The sequence below is a fragment of the Rhizobium sp. P1_E6 genome (assembly GCF_056405875.1).
Window position 1 is genome coordinate 50,541 of sequence record NZ_JBFUBG010000007.1, and the last position, 17,313, is coordinate 67,853.

At 60.5% G+C, this 17,313-nt stretch carries 16 protein-coding genes; 2 read left to right on the forward strand and 14 right to left on the reverse strand.

All coding sequences use genetic code 11. The annotated features are described in order from the left end of the window. Nucleotides 1-171: 171 nt before the first annotated feature. From guaA to AC1D35_RS06345, 3 genes are all read right to left on the reverse strand, one after another. Nucleotides 172-1,734: a glutamine-hydrolyzing GMP synthase gene (gene guaA / locus AC1D35_RS06335; RefSeq protein ID WP_113307705.1), complete on the reverse strand. Its 1,563-nt coding sequence runs from the start codon at nt 1,732-1,734 to the stop codon at nt 172-174. 92 nt (nt 1,735-1,826) lie between these two features. After that, entirely contained in the window at nt 1,827-2,465 is a 639-nt protein-coding gene (locus tag AC1D35_RS06340) for a 5'-methylthioadenosine/S-adenosylhomocysteine nucleosidase (protein WP_113298260.1), read from the reverse strand. Beyond that, a complete protein-coding gene (locus AC1D35_RS06345; protein WP_113298261.1) occupies nt 2,462-2,911 on the reverse strand; it encodes a PaaI family thioesterase in 450 nt (149 codons plus the stop codon). The genes AC1D35_RS06340 and AC1D35_RS06345 overlap by 4 nt, the downstream gene beginning before the upstream one ends. Nucleotides 2,912-3,302: 391 nt before the next feature. On the opposite strand from AC1D35_RS06345, the gene AC1D35_RS06350 reads away from it, so the two are divergent. Beyond that, nucleotides 3,303-4,382 carry a DUF2252 family protein gene (locus tag AC1D35_RS06350; protein WP_477938359.1) on the forward strand — a complete coding sequence of 360 codons (1,080 nt, stop codon included), beginning with the start codon at nt 3,303-3,305 and terminating at the stop codon, nt 4,380-4,382. On the opposite strand, the gene AC1D35_RS06355 is transcribed toward AC1D35_RS06350, so the two are convergent. The 9 genes from AC1D35_RS06355 to AC1D35_RS06395 form a co-directional block, all read right to left on the reverse strand. Further along, complete coding sequence (locus AC1D35_RS06355) at nt 4,361-5,461, reverse strand: DUF1513 domain-containing protein (protein WP_113307707.1); 1,101 nt, start codon at nt 5,459-5,461, stop codon at nt 4,361-4,363. The genes AC1D35_RS06350 and AC1D35_RS06355 overlap by 22 nt on opposite strands. Nucleotides 5,462-5,465: 4 nt before the next feature. Next, a complete protein-coding gene (locus AC1D35_RS06360; protein WP_113307708.1) occupies nt 5,466-6,569 on the reverse strand; it encodes an imelysin family protein in 1,104 nt (367 codons plus the stop codon). Beyond that, nucleotides 6,569-8,107, reverse strand: coding sequence for a di-heme oxidoredictase family protein (locus AC1D35_RS06365; protein WP_113307709.1), 1,539 nt, complete (start codon nt 8,105-8,107; stop codon nt 6,569-6,571). Before AC1D35_RS06365 ends, AC1D35_RS06360 begins: the two co-directional genes overlap by 1 nt. Before the next feature lie 47 nt (nt 8,108-8,154). Next, nucleotides 8,155-9,432: an imelysin family protein gene (locus tag AC1D35_RS06370; protein WP_113307710.1), complete on the reverse strand. Its 1,278-nt coding sequence runs from the start codon at nt 9,430-9,432 to the stop codon at nt 8,155-8,157. Between the two features lie 228 nt (nt 9,433-9,660). Continuing rightward, nucleotides 9,661-10,950: an RsmB/NOP family class I SAM-dependent RNA methyltransferase gene (locus AC1D35_RS06375; protein WP_113307711.1), complete on the reverse strand. Its 1,290-nt coding sequence runs from the start codon at nt 10,948-10,950 to the stop codon at nt 9,661-9,663. Nucleotides 10,951-11,129: 179 nt separating this feature from the next. Next, nucleotides 11,130-11,492, reverse strand: coding sequence for a septal ring lytic transglycosylase RlpA family protein (locus AC1D35_RS06380; protein ID WP_113298269.1), 363 nt, complete (start codon nt 11,490-11,492; stop codon nt 11,130-11,132). 409 nt (nt 11,493-11,901) lie between these two features. Next, on the reverse strand, nt 11,902-12,771 hold the full coding sequence (locus AC1D35_RS06385; RefSeq protein WP_113307778.1) for an SDR family oxidoreductase: 870 nt from the start codon (nt 12,769-12,771) through the stop codon (nt 11,902-11,904). Then, a complete protein-coding gene (gene queG / locus AC1D35_RS06390) occupies nt 12,771-13,931 on the reverse strand; it encodes a tRNA epoxyqueuosine(34) reductase QueG (protein ID WP_113307712.1) in 1,161 nt (386 codons plus the stop codon). Before queG ends, AC1D35_RS06385 begins: the two co-directional genes overlap by 1 nt. Before the next feature lie 12 nt (nt 13,932-13,943). Further along, nucleotides 13,944-14,636: a glutathione S-transferase family protein gene (locus AC1D35_RS06395; protein ID WP_113298271.1), complete on the reverse strand. Its 693-nt coding sequence runs from the start codon at nt 14,634-14,636 to the stop codon at nt 13,944-13,946. A gap of 279 nt (nt 14,637-14,915) precedes the next feature. Between AC1D35_RS06395 and AC1D35_RS06400 the strand changes: the two genes are divergently transcribed. Then, nucleotides 14,916-15,713, forward strand: a complete 798-nt coding sequence (locus tag AC1D35_RS06400) for an undecaprenyl-diphosphate phosphatase (protein ID WP_113307713.1) — start codon at nt 14,916-14,918, stop codon at nt 15,711-15,713. A gap of 78 nt (nt 15,714-15,791) precedes the next feature. Here the strand turns inward: AC1D35_RS06400 and AC1D35_RS06405 are convergent, their stop codons facing one another. Next, entirely contained in the window at nt 15,792-15,944 is a 153-nt protein-coding gene (locus tag AC1D35_RS06405) for a hypothetical protein (protein ID WP_477832425.1), read from the reverse strand. 284 nt (nt 15,945-16,228) lie between these two features. Continuing rightward, nucleotides 16,229-17,209, reverse strand: coding sequence for a complex I NDUFA9 subunit family protein (locus AC1D35_RS06410; protein ID WP_113307714.1), 981 nt, complete (start codon nt 17,207-17,209; stop codon nt 16,229-16,231). Nucleotides 17,210-17,313 lie beyond the last annotated feature (104 nt).

Sequence of the window (17,313 nt, forward strand, 5' to 3'; positions counted from 1 at the left end):
GGCCACAAAGTCGCGTAGGTTGGGGTGGGCCTGACGGCGCATGGGCGCCGTTCGAAGAGCGGGGAGACGCCCGACGGAGCGGCAGATCTGCGGGTCGCCTTGAACCTATCGACTGCTACCGATGGCCCCAGGGTTCGCTCGAATGTCCTCTGCTTCCGATACTACTCCCCTTCACTCCCACTCGATCGTGCCCGGCGGCTTGCTCGTCACATCATAAACGACGCGGTTGATGCCGCGGACTTCGTTGATGATGCGGGTGGCGGCGCGGCCGAGGAATTCCATATCGTAATGGTAGAAATCCGCCGTCATACCGTCGACGGAGGTGACGGCGCGCAGTGCGCAGACGAATTCGTAGGTACGGCCGTCGCCCATGACGCCGACGGTCTGGACAGGCAGCAGCACGGCGAAGGCCTGCCAGATGGCGTCATAGAGGCCGGCCTTGCGGATCTCGTCGAGATAGATCGCATCGGCTTCGCGCAGGATCTCGAGCTTTTCGCGGGTGATGCCGCCGGGGCAGCGGATAGCGAGGCCCGGACCCGGGAAGGGGTGGCGGCCGATGAAGCTGTCAGGCAGGCCGAGTTCCTTGCCGAGGGCGCGCACTTCATCCTTGAAGAGCTCACGCAGCGGCTCGACGAGCTGCATCTTCATGCGCTCCGGCAGGCCGCCGACATTGTGGTGCGACTTGATGGTGACGGAGGGGCCACCAGTGAAGGAAACGGACTCGATCACATCGGGATAGAGCGTGCCCTGGCCGAGGAAATCGGCGCCGCCGAGCTTCTTGGCTTCATCCTCGAAAGTCTCGATGAACAGGCGACCGATGATCTTGCGCTTGGTTTCCGGGTCCGAGACGCCTTCGAGTTCGCCGATGAAGCGATCGGCTGCATCGACATGGATCAGGTGCAGGTTGTAGTGCTCGCGGAACATGGCGACGACGCCCGCCGCCTCGTCCTTGCGCATCAGGCCGTGGTCGACGAGGATACAGGTGAGCTGGTCGCCGACCGCCTCGTGGATGAGCAGCGCCGCAACGGAGGAGTCTACACCGCCCGAAAGGGCGCAGATGACACGCTTGTCGCCGACCTGTTTGCGAATGTCGTCAACCGCCTTCTGGCGATAAGCCGACATGGTCCAGTCGCCCTTGATGCCGGCAATGTTGTGAATGAAGTTAGCGATCAGCTTTGCGCCATCAGGCGTGTGCACGACCTCCGGATGGAACTGCACGCCGTAATATTTGCGTTTCTCGTCGGCGATGAAGGCGTATGGCGCGTTGGAGGAGGTTGCAACAACCTCGAAGCCCTCGGGCAGTCTCGTCACGCGGTCGCCATGGCTCATCCAGACCTGATGGCGGGAGCCTTTGGACCACAATCCCTCAAAAAGAGCGCAGTCCTCATCGACTTCGAGGAAGGCGCGTCCGAATTCGCGGTGATGACCGCTCTCCACGAGGCCGCCGAGCTGCATGCACATCGTCTGCTGGCCGTAGCAGATGCCGAACACCGGAAGGCCGCTGTCGAAGATGATATGCGGCGCCCTTGGCGATCCTTCATCCACCGTCGAGGCCGGGCTGCCGGACAGGATCACGGCTTTCGGCTGGAGGCGATTGAAGCCCTCTTCGGCGGACTGGAAGGGAACGATCTCGCAATAGACACCGGCTTCACGCACGCGTCGTGCGATGAGCTGGGTCACCTGGCTGCCGAAATCGACGATGAGAACGCTATCGGGATGTGCTGTCTGGGTCATGGCGAGCCTTTAATGAAAAGCGCCTCTGCTTGCAATCCGGGAATTCGGCCGCAGCCGGGTTTTATTGTCCCGATTGTCCCTGTTTTCAGCCCTTAGAACCAGAAAACGCCATCTTCCAGGGCAGTAAACAGACTGTCGACGGCATAGGAAAGTTTGCGGTCGACGATGTGCAGATATTCTGTCCAGCCGGAAATATGCTGTAGCTCGACTGCGCCATCCGAAATGCCGCGAAGGCCGATCAGGGGCAGCTTGTAGCCCTGGCAGGCGCGCAGCACTGCATAGGTTTCCATGTCGACCATGTCGGCTGCGATATTGGCATAGGCCGCACCGGAGACGACATTGCCGCCGGTCGAAAGGGTGGCTTCGGGAACACCGGGAATGCGCAGCGGCAGATCGAGGTCTGCCGGCAGGTCGAGGAAGGGCGTCTTGCCCTTTTCGAAGCCGAGAGGCGAGGCGTCCATGTCGCGGTAGGAGACGGAGGTGACCTGATAGACCTCGGTCTGTTGCAGCCGCGCCGAGCCGGCCGAGCCGAGCGATACCACGAGATCGGGCAGATCGTCGGATGCATCGAGACGGGAGAGCGATTTGGTGAGGGCGATCGCCGCCTCGACCGGGCCGACGCCAGTCATCAGCGGCTCGATGCGTGAGCGCAGGAACGGACCATATTCGGCCTCTGCGGCCATGACGAACAGGATGGATTTGCCTGCGACCGACTTCAGTTCGAATTTCATCCCGTAATTCCCTCTCTTCCGCGGATAACCATCATCGTGCCGGTCATGGATGCGATGAGCTTCGCAGGCCCATCGCTGATCGCATAACCTCGCCCATCGGCGACGATGATGTTGGAGCCGGGTTTCGTGATCTCGCCCCTGAAGAGGAAGCGTTCGCCGCGCCCCGGCGACATGAGGTTGACCTTGAACTCGATCGTCAGGATCGAGGCGTCAGGATCGATAACGCTGTAGGCGGCAAATCCGCACGCCGAATCGAGCGCGGCGGAAATGATGCCCGCGTGCAAAATGCCGTGCTGCTGTGTCAGTTTGACGTCGAAAGGAAGCTCGATTTCCACCACGCCGTGCTCGACGCGTGTCAGCTCCGCGCCGATCGTGTGCATTGCCGCCTGGCGGGAAAAATTCTGGCGGATCCGCTCCCGGAAATCGCCCCTGTCGGTATTGTTCATCGCAGTCCCTCTCGCAGCCGCGAAAGTGGCATGACCGGCCGGATTCGACAAGGTTTCAATCCGGCTTACGATGTTTTTGTCTTTCGGTCGAATTTCGATCACGCGGCTCTCTCTGGTCATCTATTCGACTGGATCGTTTCCGCCCAGGGAGCCACGCCAGTCGTCTCACGGACGGCCTGCAGCACTTCGTCCGTCAGTGCCGCGCCGTGGCAAGCTCGACCCGTTCGATGCTCTGGGCAATTCGTCGCCCGAAAAAGGCGACGGATACACATCCTGTCATGGGCGCGACGACTGAATTTCCGCTTCGTCGCGTCCGTCCTGGGATCATCCCGAAACCTCTTCTGAATAAGGCCCCGCAGGATTATGATCGACCGAAGCTGAGGGCGAGCCGATGAAGAGATTTTCTCAATCTGTGGACGATTATGAGGCGTGGCTGGCAAACGAGCTGCAGGGCGAGCTCGTGCACGAGGATCTCGACGAGAAACACCGGAAGATGTGCGACGAGGCCTTCGCGTTCTTGCGAGCCACCTACTGGCGTTGGTCCGAGATCATCTACGACGTCAGGCCCGAGCTTGCCGACATGCCGCAAGTGCTGTCGATCGGGGATACGCATCTGGAGAATTTCGGGACCTGGCGGGATATCGAGGGACGGCTCGTCTGGGGTGCCAATGATTTCGACGACGCGGCGATCATGCCCTACGGGCTGGATCTCGTGCGGCTGGTGGCAAGCGCCGTTCTGGCTCAGTCGGATGACGGGATTTCCGGCAGGGCGATCGCCGAGCTCATCCTCGCCGGCTATGTGCGCGGCCTCGAGCACCCGGCTCCGGTCATCCTGGAGCGCGATCATCCTTGGCTCCGCGACAAGCTTTTGCTTTCGGAAGATGAGCGGAAAGACTTCTGGGAAAAATGCGATAAGCGCAAACCCGGCAAAAGGCCGGCACCCGGCCGTTTTGTCGAGGCCTTGAAAAATGCTCTGCCGAGGGGTTCGGGAAATGCCACACCTGTACCGGTGACGAAGGGGACGGGAAGTCTCGGGCGGCCGCGTTTCATCGCCTATGTGAAGGAGTGGCGCGGCGGCCCAGTGTTGCGTGAAGCCAAGGCGCTTGTGCCCTCCGCCTGGTCTTTGGCCAGATCAGGAGATCACGTCATCAGAACCGGCGTCATCGCCGCCGGACGGATGCGCAGCCCCGATCCCCATTTCGTTGTAACCGGTCGCATTCTCGTTCGCAGGCTTTCGCCCAACAGCCGCAAGATCGAGATCAAGAGCGATGCGAAGACCCTGTTGAACGGCTCGATGCTGGAACTGATGGGCTTCGAGATCGCCAACTGCCATTCAGATGACKCAGCAAGTGTTGCGGCAATTCGCAATGATCTGCGCTCCCGCGGCGAGAACTGGCTTTACGAGGCGGCGCGGGCAACCGCGGAAGCCACTGAAAGGGACTGGAAGGCTTACCGTACGGACGCTTGCTGAGCGATGCGCACGATATGCTGGTCCCAGGCGACATCGCTTTGAGCGGAAAGGAAATTGCCGTCATAGGATGAAACGGCAAAACCATCAGGTGCCGGCGCAATGCCTGCGGCATCGGGAATGCTTTCCTCGCGCAGTACCTTGCCCGTCTTCCCATCGATGGTGACGGACGCACCGGCGATCGGCGAGGTAACACCGACGAGCCCTTCCTTCCGGTTGACGGCGATCGCCCCGACATAACTGGCAAGTAGCCGTGTCGTCTCCTCGGGCAGGTCTATGAAAACAAGATCCTCGCCCTTGGCGAAATGGCCGACCAACGGTGGTAGATCCTTGCGGTGACCTTCGTATTGGCAGGCAAACCAGATGCGGCCGCTGGCGTCGATATCGACATGGCGTGTGGAGACTGACGACCATTGCGGCGGCAGCGTGTGTTTTTCGATCAGTGCGCCGGTCACCGCATCGATGAGCGCCAGCGACGGCTGCATATTGCCGAGATTGAGCTTGGTGCGGCCAAAGTCTGGATGGGTCTCGATACCGCCATTGGCAACTACAAGTATGCGGCCGTCATCGGAAACCGTCATGTCGTGCGGACCGACGCCATAGGTCTCATACTCGCCGATGCGGGCAAAACGGTTCGTCGCATCGTAGAGGCCGATCATGCCCCTGTTATTGTCGAAGTCGTTCTCACTGGCATAGAGCAGCCGTCCATCCGGCGAAAAGGCGCCGTGGCCGTAGAAATGCCGGTCCTCCGGCGAGGTGATGACGATGGGCTCTGCCTGGTTCCGGGGATCGAAGATCATGGCGAATGTGCCGGGCCGGCGCGCAAAGGCGACGGTGCGGCCGGTGGCGCTGCTATGGGCCATGCCGTGGGCGCGGTCGGGAAGCGTCACCTGATCGACAATCTCGCCACGCTCGGTGACCGTTGCCACGGCGAAGGAGCCGTTGGCGGCACGGATGCCGGAGGCATAGACGGCATCGGCGCGGTCGAGCGCCAACAGCGCCTGCGGCTTCAGCGCGGCCAGGAAGCCGATGCCGGCGGCCTTGATGAAACCGCGTCTGTCGATGGCGGCGCTGCGCCACACTGGCTCAGTCCCCGTCCGAGAAGGAGAAGCCGGCCGAAAGGCCGATCGCGGCGCCATACTGGTCGCTGATCGTGGTGATAAGGTCGCGGCTCTCGGTCAGCAGCGTATCGAGCTTGGCCTTTTCCGCATCGCTGACGGCGACTTCGATATCCGGGTTCAGCTTGGAGACGCTGTCGATGATCGTCTTGAGCTTGGTGTCGATCGCATCGGCAACCTGCTTCTTCTCCGGCGGCAACAGCTCGGCCATGCCGGCCTTCTGCCAGAGCGTCCGGATGCCCTCGAGATTGGCAGCCATGGACTTCCAGGTGTTCTTGGAGCGCCAGTAGATCGCCATGCGCGGGCGAGCAGGCGTATCCTTGCCCTTGTAGAACTGCTCCAGCCGCTGATCGCGGACATTCTCGGCGCCGTGGACGAGGATGCCGAGAAGGGCGGTGACGGCCTCCTTGTTGTCCATGAAATCGTCGCTCTGCGGGCCGGGATGCTTCCAGCTCGCCTGCACGCCGTCAGGCTTCTCCCAGGCGGCGACCACTTCGCCGGCCTCTCGCTGGATATTGCCGGCGACCGCTTGGCCGTAGAGGCAGCGGAAGCCGCCCTTCTGCTTGATGAGATCTTCAGAACCGCTGCCGTAAAGTACATATTCGAGCGCGGTCAGGCCCTGCAGGGCCACACTTTTGCCGGCGATGGCATCGACGGCCGTGTCCTTCGGATCGGCCTTGGCGATAAGCGCCTGCACCTGCTTGAGGCCGACGCCCTTGCGGTCGGGATAGAAGAGGATGTGTTCGAAGAGATTGTCCTGGATGACCGGGCCTGTCTGCACGATCTCGATGGTCGACCAGTAACGGATCGTATCGTCGAAAGTGGATTTGGCGCGGTCGAGCGTCTGCTGCGTGCCGGATGCGCAGAGATCGTTCATGGCGGTCGTCAGGCGTGCGGCCGATTGCTGCATGTTGCGGTAGCCGGGGCGGATGACCTCATCGACGGCGCGCTGCATGACTGAGGGCACGGCATCCTCGTTGAGGCCCGAAGCGGGCGGTGCGGCGCTCTGGGCGGCTGCCGATGTGGCAAGGCCGGTCAGGGCGAGGCAAAGGAGGGTATGCCAGGGGCGCATCAGAGTGACTCCAGGAATGTAATCAGGGCCTCTCTATCGTCTTTTGACAGCGAGGAGAATGCGTTACGGGCTTTTTCAGCTTCGCCGCCATGCCAGAGGATCGCTTCGGTGAGATTTCTGGCGCGGCCGTCATGCAGGAAGAAGCTGTGTCCGCTGACAGTCCGGGTCAGTCCTATACCCCATAGCGGAGGCGTGCGCCATTCACGTCCGCTGGCAAGTCCTACTTGCTGTCCGTCCGCCAGGCCATCGCCCATGTCGTGCAGCAGGAAATCCGAATAGGGCCAGATAAGCTGGAAGGATTGGGCCTTCTCAGCGGTATCGCGGCGGGTGACGAACTTCGGCACGTGGCAGGAAATGCAGCCGGATTCGTAGAAAAGCTGCTTGCCGCGCAGGGTCCCGGCAAAGCTCGCCTTGCGGCGTGCCGGCACGGCGAGGTTCTCTGAATAGAAGGTGACGAGATCAAGCACAGGGCCCGGGGCTTCCTCGTCGCCGAGGCGTTTCTGCACGCCATCAGGCATGCCGAGACATTTTGTCTCGGCCGCAGTGCAATCGCCATACGCATTAGGCGCGTCCGGCGTCGAAATGCCGATGTCGTTGGAAAAGGCGTCGGCGCTTTGGTCGCGTACCGTGGCGTTCTGCGCCTTCCAGCCGAAACGGCCGAGCGCAATCTTGCCATTACGGTGGTCGCGCACGATGGCCGCCTTGCCGGAGATTCCATCGTGATCGAGATCGGCAGGGTCGGCGTGAGCGAGAATATCTGCCTCGGGGATTGCCTGGATCAGCCCGAGGCCGATCATCGCCGGGGCAACGCGCGCAGAGATCGTCGTCGCCGGATCGAACGGACCATAGGCAAGGTCATCGGCGGAATAGACAGGCTTGCGCAGGCTCACCGTCCCGCCGCGGGCAAGTGCCGCGATCTCCTCTGTATAGCTGACGGCAATCTTGCCTTCGGCGGCAAGCCCGGGAACGGCAAGATCCTGAAGCTGGTGGCCGTAAACCGGATCGGGGAAATTGACGACATCGGCCCCGGCGATCGCTTTTTCTTCCTCAGGTGTTTTTGCCGCACGGGCTACGCGAAGGACCATCGACGTGGCGCTCGGACCACCCTCCGGTGGTTTGCCGCGGCCGTCATTGGCGTGACAACTCATGCAGGAGCGGGCATTGAAAAGTGGGCCGAGCCCGTCGGACGCCTGCGTCGAGGAGGGTGCAGAGACCCAGAGTTTGCGGAAGAGTGCATTGCCGAGTCGGAAACTCTGTTCTTCCTCGAAGGGAATATTGGCGGCGATATGCGAGAAGCTGTCTTCGGTGATCGGATCGATGGAGGTTGCTGCACCCGCTTGCATCGCCTCGTAGGGTTCGGCCTTGGTGAAATCGCCGGTCGGCCGCGTGACACCGGCGACGCGCTTCAAATCCGCATCGGAAAGATCGGTACGTCCAGCCGGAAGGTCGAAGGCGCCGGCTATGGCGACGGGAAGCCCGGCAACCAAAGCGCAGAAAGCTGCGCTGATAAAAAGACGTCCGGCCGGGTTATGCGACATTTCAAGGATCCGGGCCGCTCCGGGTTCGGAGCGGCCCGCCTTTTTGCTTATTTGAAGACAGCGTTAGGATTATCCAGGCTGTCGGAACCTTCAAGCTCGACGGTGCCGAGGTCAAGTGCGGCAATAACGCGCTGGACCGACTTTGTCTGGTCAATGAGGCCGTCGATGGCCGCTTGAACGACAGCGTTGCCTTCCTTGTTGCCCTCGCCGATCATCTGGTCGTACTTCTCGACCGTCTCGCCGCGCTTGGCCATGGCATGCATGGCATCCAGCGTCTTGTTGAGCTTGCCGGTCATCTCGGCGTCCAGAGCCTTATCCTTGGCTGAAACGAGGTCGTGCAGCGACGGGCCGGCCAGCTTGGTGCCGTCGACGCGGGTATATTCGCCCGTATAGGCGGCGGCGATGCCGATCGCGTCGTTCAGATGCGAGTTGTAGGTATTGTCGGAGAAGCAATCATGCTCTTCTTCCGGATCGTGCAGCAGCAGGCCGAGCTTCATGCGCTCGCCGGCAAGCTCACCGTAGGAGAGTGAACCCATGCCCGTGAGGATGGCGACGAGGCCAGCCTTCGGATCGGCTTCGACATGCTTTGCGGCTTCTCCATCCGGCGCCCAGTCGTCGGTCATTTCCTGCAGGTCGGAAACGAGCAGCGTGGAGGCCGACTTCAGATAGTCGGCGCGGCGGTCACAATTGCCGTGCGTGCAATTCTTCAGGTCGTAGTCGCTGGCTGGACGTTCGCCGGCGCCAGGCCCCGTGCCGTGCAGATCCTGGCCCCAGAGCAGGAATTCGATGGCGTGGTAGCCGGTCGCGACGTTGGCTTCGATACCGCCGGCCTCAGCAAGCGTGCCGGAGAGGAACTCCGGTGTCAGCTTGGAGGCGTCGACATCCTTGCCGTCGATCTTGATCGTCTTGTTGGCGATGACGTTTGCGACATAGAGGGAGTTCTCGTCGCTTTCCGTGCCATAGGAGGGATCGACATAATCGATCAGGCCTTCGTCGAGCGGCCATGCGTTGACCTTGCCTTCCCAGTCGTCAACAACAGGGTTGCCGAAACGATAGACTTCGGTTTGCTGATAGGGAACACGTGCCTTGATCCAGGCGTCCTTGGCGGCCTTCAGCGTGGCATCATCAGGCGACTTCAGAAACGCGTCGATGGCCGCGTCGAGCGCCTTGGCTGTTGTCAGCGAGTCTTCGTACTTCGCATGTGCGACTTCAGCATAATGCTTCACGACAGCCGCTGCGTCGGTTGCCGCATGGGCGGGAAGGGCGAGCAGGGTGGCGGGGGCAATCGCCAGCGCGGCTGCGCGGAATGTGCGGTTGAGCTTCATGATCCTCTCCTGTGACGGATTTCCGTCTGAATCCGGCAATCGTCTCTTCGCGCAAAAGCAAACTGGTGTCAAACACTCTAGTTTGGAATGGTTTTAAGGATGGATTTACTGTGTTCAACCTGGCTGGCGGAAGAACATTTGCCCGAAAATTCAGCGCGTTCTGCTGTTGTGTCATCTGGCACATGCCGGTCACGCCGCGTTTTCGATTTCCGCGGCAGACCGGCCCGCTCAGCCGTTCCTTTTGAGGCGGCAGAAGAAGAAGCCGTCCGTATCCGTCGAGGCCGGCGTCAGGGTGATCGTCTTGCCGTCGGAAGAGCGTGGGCGTGTGCTTTCCTTGCCGAACAGGCTGTCCCAGGCCGGCAGAGCATTGACGATTTCGAAATCGCCGTTGTCGGTAGCAAAGCGCCGCACCTGCTCTTCATTTTCCTGCGGCAGCACCGAGCAGGTAACATAGACCAGTTCGCCGCCGGGGCGCACAAAGCTGCTCGCCTGCGTCAGCGCGTCCTGCTGCTGGGCTTTGCGCTCGTCGAGGTTCTTGGTTGTCAGCCGCCATTTCGTATCCGGGCGTCGGCGCCACGTGCCCGTACCGGTGCAGGGCGCATCGACCAGCACCTTGTCGCAGCGGCCACGCAGGCTGGACAGGCCCCTGACATCGTCATGGACCTGAACGTTGCGCGTGCCAGCGCGCTTCAGCCGCTCGATGATTGGTGCCAGCCGCTTGCGGTCGGCATCATAGGCGTGAACCTGGCCCTTGTTGTGCATGGCGGCCGCCATTGCAAGCGTCTTGCCGCCGCCGCCGGCGCAGTAATCCAGTACCTGCTCGCCATCCCCAGCCAGCACAAGATCGGCAACGATCTGCGATCCCTCGTCCTGCACTTCGAACCAGCCTTTCTGGAACGAAAGCTCGGCAGTGACGTTTGGAAGACGTGAGGCACCTTCACCGGCGGCAATCCGGATGCCGTGGCGTGCGATCTTGGCCTCCTTCGCGCCGGCGCGTTCCAGCGCCTTGACGGCCTTTTCGCGGGTGGCCTTCAGGATATTGGCGCGCAGATCGAGCGTCGGGCGCCCGGCAAGCGCCTGCGCTTCGGTAAGCCAGCCGTCGCCGAAAGCTTGTTCGAAGGAGGATTGGACCCAATCGGGAATATCGCCCTGTACATGCAGGGGCGCGTCGGAAAGAGAGCGGCTCGTAAAGGCCGTGAGCGCCTCGGTCGAAAGCGGAGTCGGTGCGAACTTGTCGTCGGCAAGTTCGGCAGCCAGCGTTTCCGGCGTGAAGCCCCACTGGCGGAACATGACGGCGTGCCCAATGGCAACAGCACTGTCGTCGTCCATCAGGAAGGCGTGGGAGAGGCGCATGCGCAGCGCGTCATAAACGATGTTGCCGATCGCCGCCCGGTCGCCGGAGCCGGCGAAACGGTGGGCAAGGCCCCAATCCTTCAGCGCATCGGCGACAGGCCGTTTGCGGGCATCGATATCAGCCAGAACCGAAATCGCCCCTTCGAGGCGGCCGCCCAAACGCATTCAAACTTCTCCTATTGCCTTGGCTGGTGACGATCCGCGCAAATGAGTCCCAGGAAGCCTGCCAGGGAAACCTGAGTGACTGGGCGGATTGTTCACAAGTCCCAACCGCGTGGTTACCCGCGATTGACGGCAAGAGCAAGCGCCGCATCCGGCGCAGGGATTTCGCGGAGGACCTGGCCTCAGCTCATGATTTCGTAGCAGACCTTCGCAGTACCTGTAGAGACCATGCCGATGTTCTGCGCGGCAGCGCGTGACAGATCGAGCACGCGACCGCGGATGAACGGACCACGATCATTGATGCGAACGACGACGCTGCGGCCGTTGTTGCGGTTGGTGACCTTCACCTTGGTGCCGAACGCCAGAGAACGATGTGCGGCAGTATAGATGGCCGGGTTCATGCGTTCCCCGGAAGCAGTTTTGGAGCGAAGTGCGTACCACGAAGCACCGCCACATCCGTTACCAGCAAATCCTTCCGCCGGAAGGGCGAATGAACAGGCTGCAATAGCTGCGGTAGTGATTAGAGAACGGCAGATTTTCTTCAAAACGGATTGTCCCTCAACTGTTGAACTTGCGCCTTCGCAGGCGGTGGGGCTTCAATCCGGGGAAAAGTGGCGAAAAAGTGCCGCTCGCAATCACGGAACGTTACAGTCTGTAACATTTGTGATTTTGGTAACATTGCGGTAGCAGGGCACCGCATTGGCAGGTTTTGGAAAAAACCAAATGAAATCAGCTAAAATATGAACGATTTTTCCCGAAAAACGGTAAACATTTGATAGCCGTTGGAAATCACAAAAATTTTTTTCTCAGACTGCCATATTTGCTGCCACATTTGCGCAAATTTAGAGGCCGTTAACCATAATATGGAGCGAAATTCAGTTCGCCAAAATTAGAAAGTAGGAAATTTCTACTCTTTACGGGTTATAGCCCACTCACCCGAATGGGGTGTTTTCATCATCCCTTCCAATGGCCGTTTTGCCAGAGCTGGGCAAGCGACATCGGGTAGTGCGGAAAGGCGAAATGGAAACCCGCAGCCTTCAGTTTGGCATTCGAAACCCGTTTGTTCTCACCATAAAAGGAGCGGGCCATCGGCGTCATTTCTGCCGTCTCGAAAGCCTGTTCCGGTGGCGGCTCGACATTCATCAGCCGCGCCGCTTCGACGATGACGTCCTGCGGCGGGCCGGGCTGGTCGTCGGTGACATTATAGATGCCGCCGAGCGCATGCTCGGATAGAAAGCTGGCAGAAGCGCCGATATCCTCAACACGAATGCGGTTGAAGACCTGGTCTTTCTTGACGATGCGACGCGCCTTGCCGCGATCGAGATTGACGAAGGCGTTGCGTCCCGGCCCATAGATGCCCGAGAGACGCAATATCGCCGCCGGCACGCCGCGCCTGCGTCCGAGCGCAAGCCAGGCTTCCTCCGCTTCCAGCCGTTCTTTCGAGCGGCCAGAGACGGGCACGCAAGGGGTTTCCTCTGTCACCAAAGCGCCCCTGTGGTCGCCATAGACGCCGACTGTGGAGAGATAGCCGATCCATTCCAGCTTCGGCAAAAGCGCCGTGCTGTCCTGACCGAGCAATGCAAGCAGTGGATCGGCATCGCGAGGTGCGATCGATTGCACGAGATGAGTGACGCCGGGCATGGCCGCCCGCAGGTCGCCGCTCAAGGTCTCCCCGTCGAATATGAAGGCTTCGATCCCGGATTTCCTCAGCTCTTCCGCTTTCTCCTCCGAACGGGTCGTTCCCGAGATGCGCATGCCGCTGTCACCAAAAGCTCTGGCGATCGCCGTACCGGAATAACCGCAGCCAAAGATCATCACGTGCATCAGTTCACCCCCGCCAATCGCCATTCGTTGAGGACCTCTTCGTCCGACTCGTTTTCCCTTTGTGCGGCAAAGGCTTCGAATTCGCCAGCCTCCATGAGTCGCGACAGCGCCCAAACTGCCATGCCGCGCACGACAGGTGAGGCATCGACGGCGAGCGTACGACATCGTTCGATCAGCCTGCGCTCGCCGGAATTGCCAGCAGCGATCAGCACATTACGAATGAAGCGGTCGCGCCCGATACGCTTGACCGGCGAACCGCTGAAGAACGTGCGGAAGGTCGGATCGTCGAGCGTCAAGAGGAAGGCGATCGAAGGTTCCTTCAGATCCTCACGCGCCTTCAGCTTCATTTCTGACGCTTCGTTTGCAAACTTGTTCCAGGGGCATGCAGCGAGGCAATCGTCGCAACCGTAAATGCGGTTGCCGATTAGCGGCCTGAACTCGAGATCGATCGGCCCCTTGTGCTCGATCGTCAGATACGAGATGCAGCGGCGCGCATCGATCTGGTACGGTGCCGGAAAGGCGTCCGTCGGGCAGGCATCGAGGCAGGCACGGCAGGAACCACAATGATCGGTCTCCGAGGCATCTATGTTGAGATCGGCGGTCGTGAACATCGAGCCGAGGAAAAGCCAGGAGCCATGCTCGCGGCTGAGAAGATTGGTGTGTTTGCCCTGCCAGCCGAGACCAGCTGCTGCCGCAAGCGGCTTTTCCATCACGGGTGCGGTATCGACGAAGACTTTCACGTCTGCGCCCGCCTTGGCGGCAAAACGCGTCGCAATCTCCTTCAGCCGGCCCTTGATGACATCATGATAATCGCGATTGCGGGCATAGACGGAAATCGCGGCCCTATCCTTCTTGCCAAGAATACTGCGTGGATCTTCATCCGGCCCATAATTGAGGCCGAAGACGGCGACGGAGCGTACATCGCTCCAGAGCGTGCGCGGATCGCCACGCCGCTCGCGCGTCTCTGCCATCCATTCCATCGTCCCATGCCGGCCGGCATCGATGAATTGGCCAAGGCGTTCCTTTGCCTCCAGGATCGAGTCCGGACGGGTCACGCGACAGAGGTCGAAGCCGAGAGCGACCGCCTCCGCCTTCAGGAAGGCGGTCAAATTGTCGCGGCGCTTGCGCTCTTTTGTGTCCTCGGTTTTCGGCTCGGGCATCAAAAGCCCTCGTCAGAAATCCAGGTCGGCGTAATGGGAAACCGGCGTCAGACCGCGCACGCGCTCGGTGAGCAGTGGGCGGAAGGAGGGGCGCGATTTCAGCCGCTGGTACCAATCCTTGGCGAGCGGCGATTCCGACCAGTCGATCTCGCCAAGATAATCGAGAATCGAAATGGAGGCCGCGGCAGCAAGATCGGCATAGCTCATTCGGTCGCCGGCAAGCCATTGGCGCGAACCCGCAAGCCAGGTGAGATAGCGCATGTGCTGGCGGATATTCGCGCGCGCCGTGCGCAGCATTTTGGAATCCGGGGCTCCGCCGCCCTGATCCGCCGTCATCTGCAGCTTATAAACGCGTTCGCGCGCCAGCGGCTTGGTGACATCGTTTTCCATCTTCTGCATGAACCATTCCGTCAGGCGGCGGATCTCCGCACGCTGGAACGGATCTTCGGCAAGCAGCCGGCGGTCGCGTTTCAGCACGCCATGCGTTTCGTCGAGATATTCCGAAATGACAGTCGCGCCGCAGAGCGCCCGCATGCTGTCATCGACATAGACGGGCAGCGTACCAGCCGGGTTGAGCGCCAGGAAGTCGCGGCGTTTTTCCCAGGTCTGTTCCTCGATCAACTCCGCCTGATAGCCGTATTCCGCCAGAATGAGCCTGACGAAGCGAGATGCGGACGACATGGGATGATGGTAAAGCGTGGGCATCGATACTCGAACGTTTGATTGTGGTGCATGGGCTCAAGGGCGCGCCACTTATACCGCCCTAGTCATGACTCATTAGTTGAAGCTATAGGAGTTTGGCCCCTCTAATACAAGCGAATCGGGCCGCGCCCAGCTGACAAGGGACAAAACATGGCTGCCTGAATCATCGCAACTCCCCGCTCGCCTTTTCTTTCCTCCCGCTCTGGCGAATGATGATTGTGCAGTGCAATATAAACCTGACCGCCACTCCAGTCCGACCGAACCCCAAACCGGAGACACTTTATGGACTACATAAACTCTATAATTCTGGGCATTATAGAAGGGATCACCGAGTTCCTGCCGATTTCGAGTACCGGCCACCTGATCATTGCCGAACAGTGGCTTGGCGCCCGCTCGGATACATTCAACATCGTCATCCAGGCAGGCGCGATCCTCGCCGTTACGATCATCTACTGGCGTCGTTTGCTCGATCTGCTGCTCGGTTGGCGCGATCCGCAGAACCGCGATTATGCCCTCAAGCTGATCGTCGCATTTCTGATCACTGCGGTCCTCGGGCTTATCGTCAAGAGGTTCGGTTTTGAACTGCCTGAGAACGCAACGCCGGTTGCCTGGGCGCTGATCATCGGCGGCATCTGGATGATCGTTGCCGAATGGGCCGCCGCCCGCCGCCCGCCGAGCACTCACATCACCTGGCTCGTTGCCATTCTTGTGGGCATTGCGCAGGTTGTTGCCGGCGTCTTCCCCGGAACGTCCCGCTCGGGTGCCACGATCTTCGTCGCCATGCTCGCCGGCACGGCTAATCGGGCTGCCGCAACCGAATTTGCTTTCCTCGTCGGCATTCCGACCATGTATGCGGCAAGCGCATTTTCGCTGCTGAAAACCTTCAAGGACGGCAGCGCGGCAAACGAGGATTGGACTGCGCTCGGCATTGCCTTCGTCGTTTCCACCGTCGTCGCCTTTGTCGCCGTAAAATGGCTGCTGGCCTATATCAGGAGCAACCGCTTCACGGTGTTTGCGATCTATCGCATCATTTTGGGTGTCGTACTGCTCGGCATGGCGATGGCCGGCATTATTAGCTGAGTCGGTTAACCCGCGAGCGATCGAATATGCGTCGCTCGCGCCGGGATAAAATAAAGCCGGTTCGARAGGACCGGCTTTTTAGTGGCTGATGGAGGCCGTAGAGCAGGGATCGACGCCGTAAGCCGGCGCGCAACCGCCCTTCACCGCTGCGACGGAACCCGGCGCAATGAAGGAGCCTGCGAGGATTACCAGTGCCGCACACGCAAAAAGAAGCGCGATTGACTTGCCCATCAGAAATAGCCTTTCACAGTGATTGCCGCACGCCTGCGAGGCGCCTTGAGTCTTCTGGAGACGCGCGGGGGTGTTTAGTCAGTGGAATGGCAAATAGCAATAAACGTTCCTGCTAAATTTGGTGTTAATTCCACTAATTTTCCTATGCGTCTTTTATGCAACGTTACACATTATGAAACGCATCAAAACACGCCAGACTTGCGCCGGATTTACGCTTCGCGAAAAAGAAAAACGCCGTCCGCGGAAGTTCGCGAACGGCGTTTAAATTGTCGGCTATCGATCTATCAGGCAGCCTTGCCAGACCCCGTATACTGGCCATGCGGACGATATTGCACCAGGTAGGAGTCGAGCACCGAGGTGGCCATCGTCGGCGTGATGCCGAGGCCCTTCAGCGTGCGGCCTTCGGCTTCTGCTTCCTTGGAAACGATATTGTCGTGCTTGAGCAGCTTCACCTGGTCCGGCGTGATCGGTGGCGCAATGAAAGGTACCAGCGAGGCAATGCTGCCGATCAGCGATGCGATGCCGAAAGGCAGGGAAATGAACGGATTCTTGCGTACCGTAACCTTGAGTATGGTCTCGAGACATTCGCGGAAGGTCAGGACCTCAGGACCGCCGAGCTCATAGATCTTGCCGCCTTCGACCTTGCCGTCGATGGCACGGGCGACGGCCTCGGCAATATCCTCGACATAAACGGGCTGAAACTTCGTCTTGCCGCCGCCGACGAGCGGCAGGACCGGGAAGGTACGCGCCATATCGGCGAACTTGTTGAAGAAGCTGTCTTCCGGGCCGAAGACGACCGACGGACGGAAAATGATCGCATCCGGCTTGAGCGACAGGATGGCGGCTTCTGCGCGGCCCTTGGTGCGGCCGTAGTCGGAGTTGGAACCGGCGTTGGCGCCGATGGCGGAAATGTGCGTGAGTGTCGCACCGACGTTGCGGGCGGCCTCGGCTACTGCGCGGCCGCCAAATTCCTGCACCGCGTCGAAAGTGTTGCGGCCGCTCTCGAAGAGAATGCCGACACAGTTGATGACGTGGTCGGCGCCTTCGACGGCGCGGTCGATCGAGTTGCGGTAGCGCAGGTTGGCCTGCACGAAGGAGATCTGGCCGACATTGCCGAGCGGCTGCAAGAAGCCGGCGAGATCGGGGCGGCGCACGGCAACGCGGATGCGATAGCCGCGCTTGGCCAGCGCGCGCACGACGTGCCTGCCGACAAAGCCGGACCCTCCGAACACGGTGACGAGCGGCGGCAGGTTGGCAAGGGTCATGGCAGGCTCCTCGAAAGGCTTTGGAATGCTGTGATTGTTTCGTCTTAGCCCAATCCCGGCTCGACGAAAAGGGCCATTGCGCCGCAGTTCTTACCCGTTCGAAA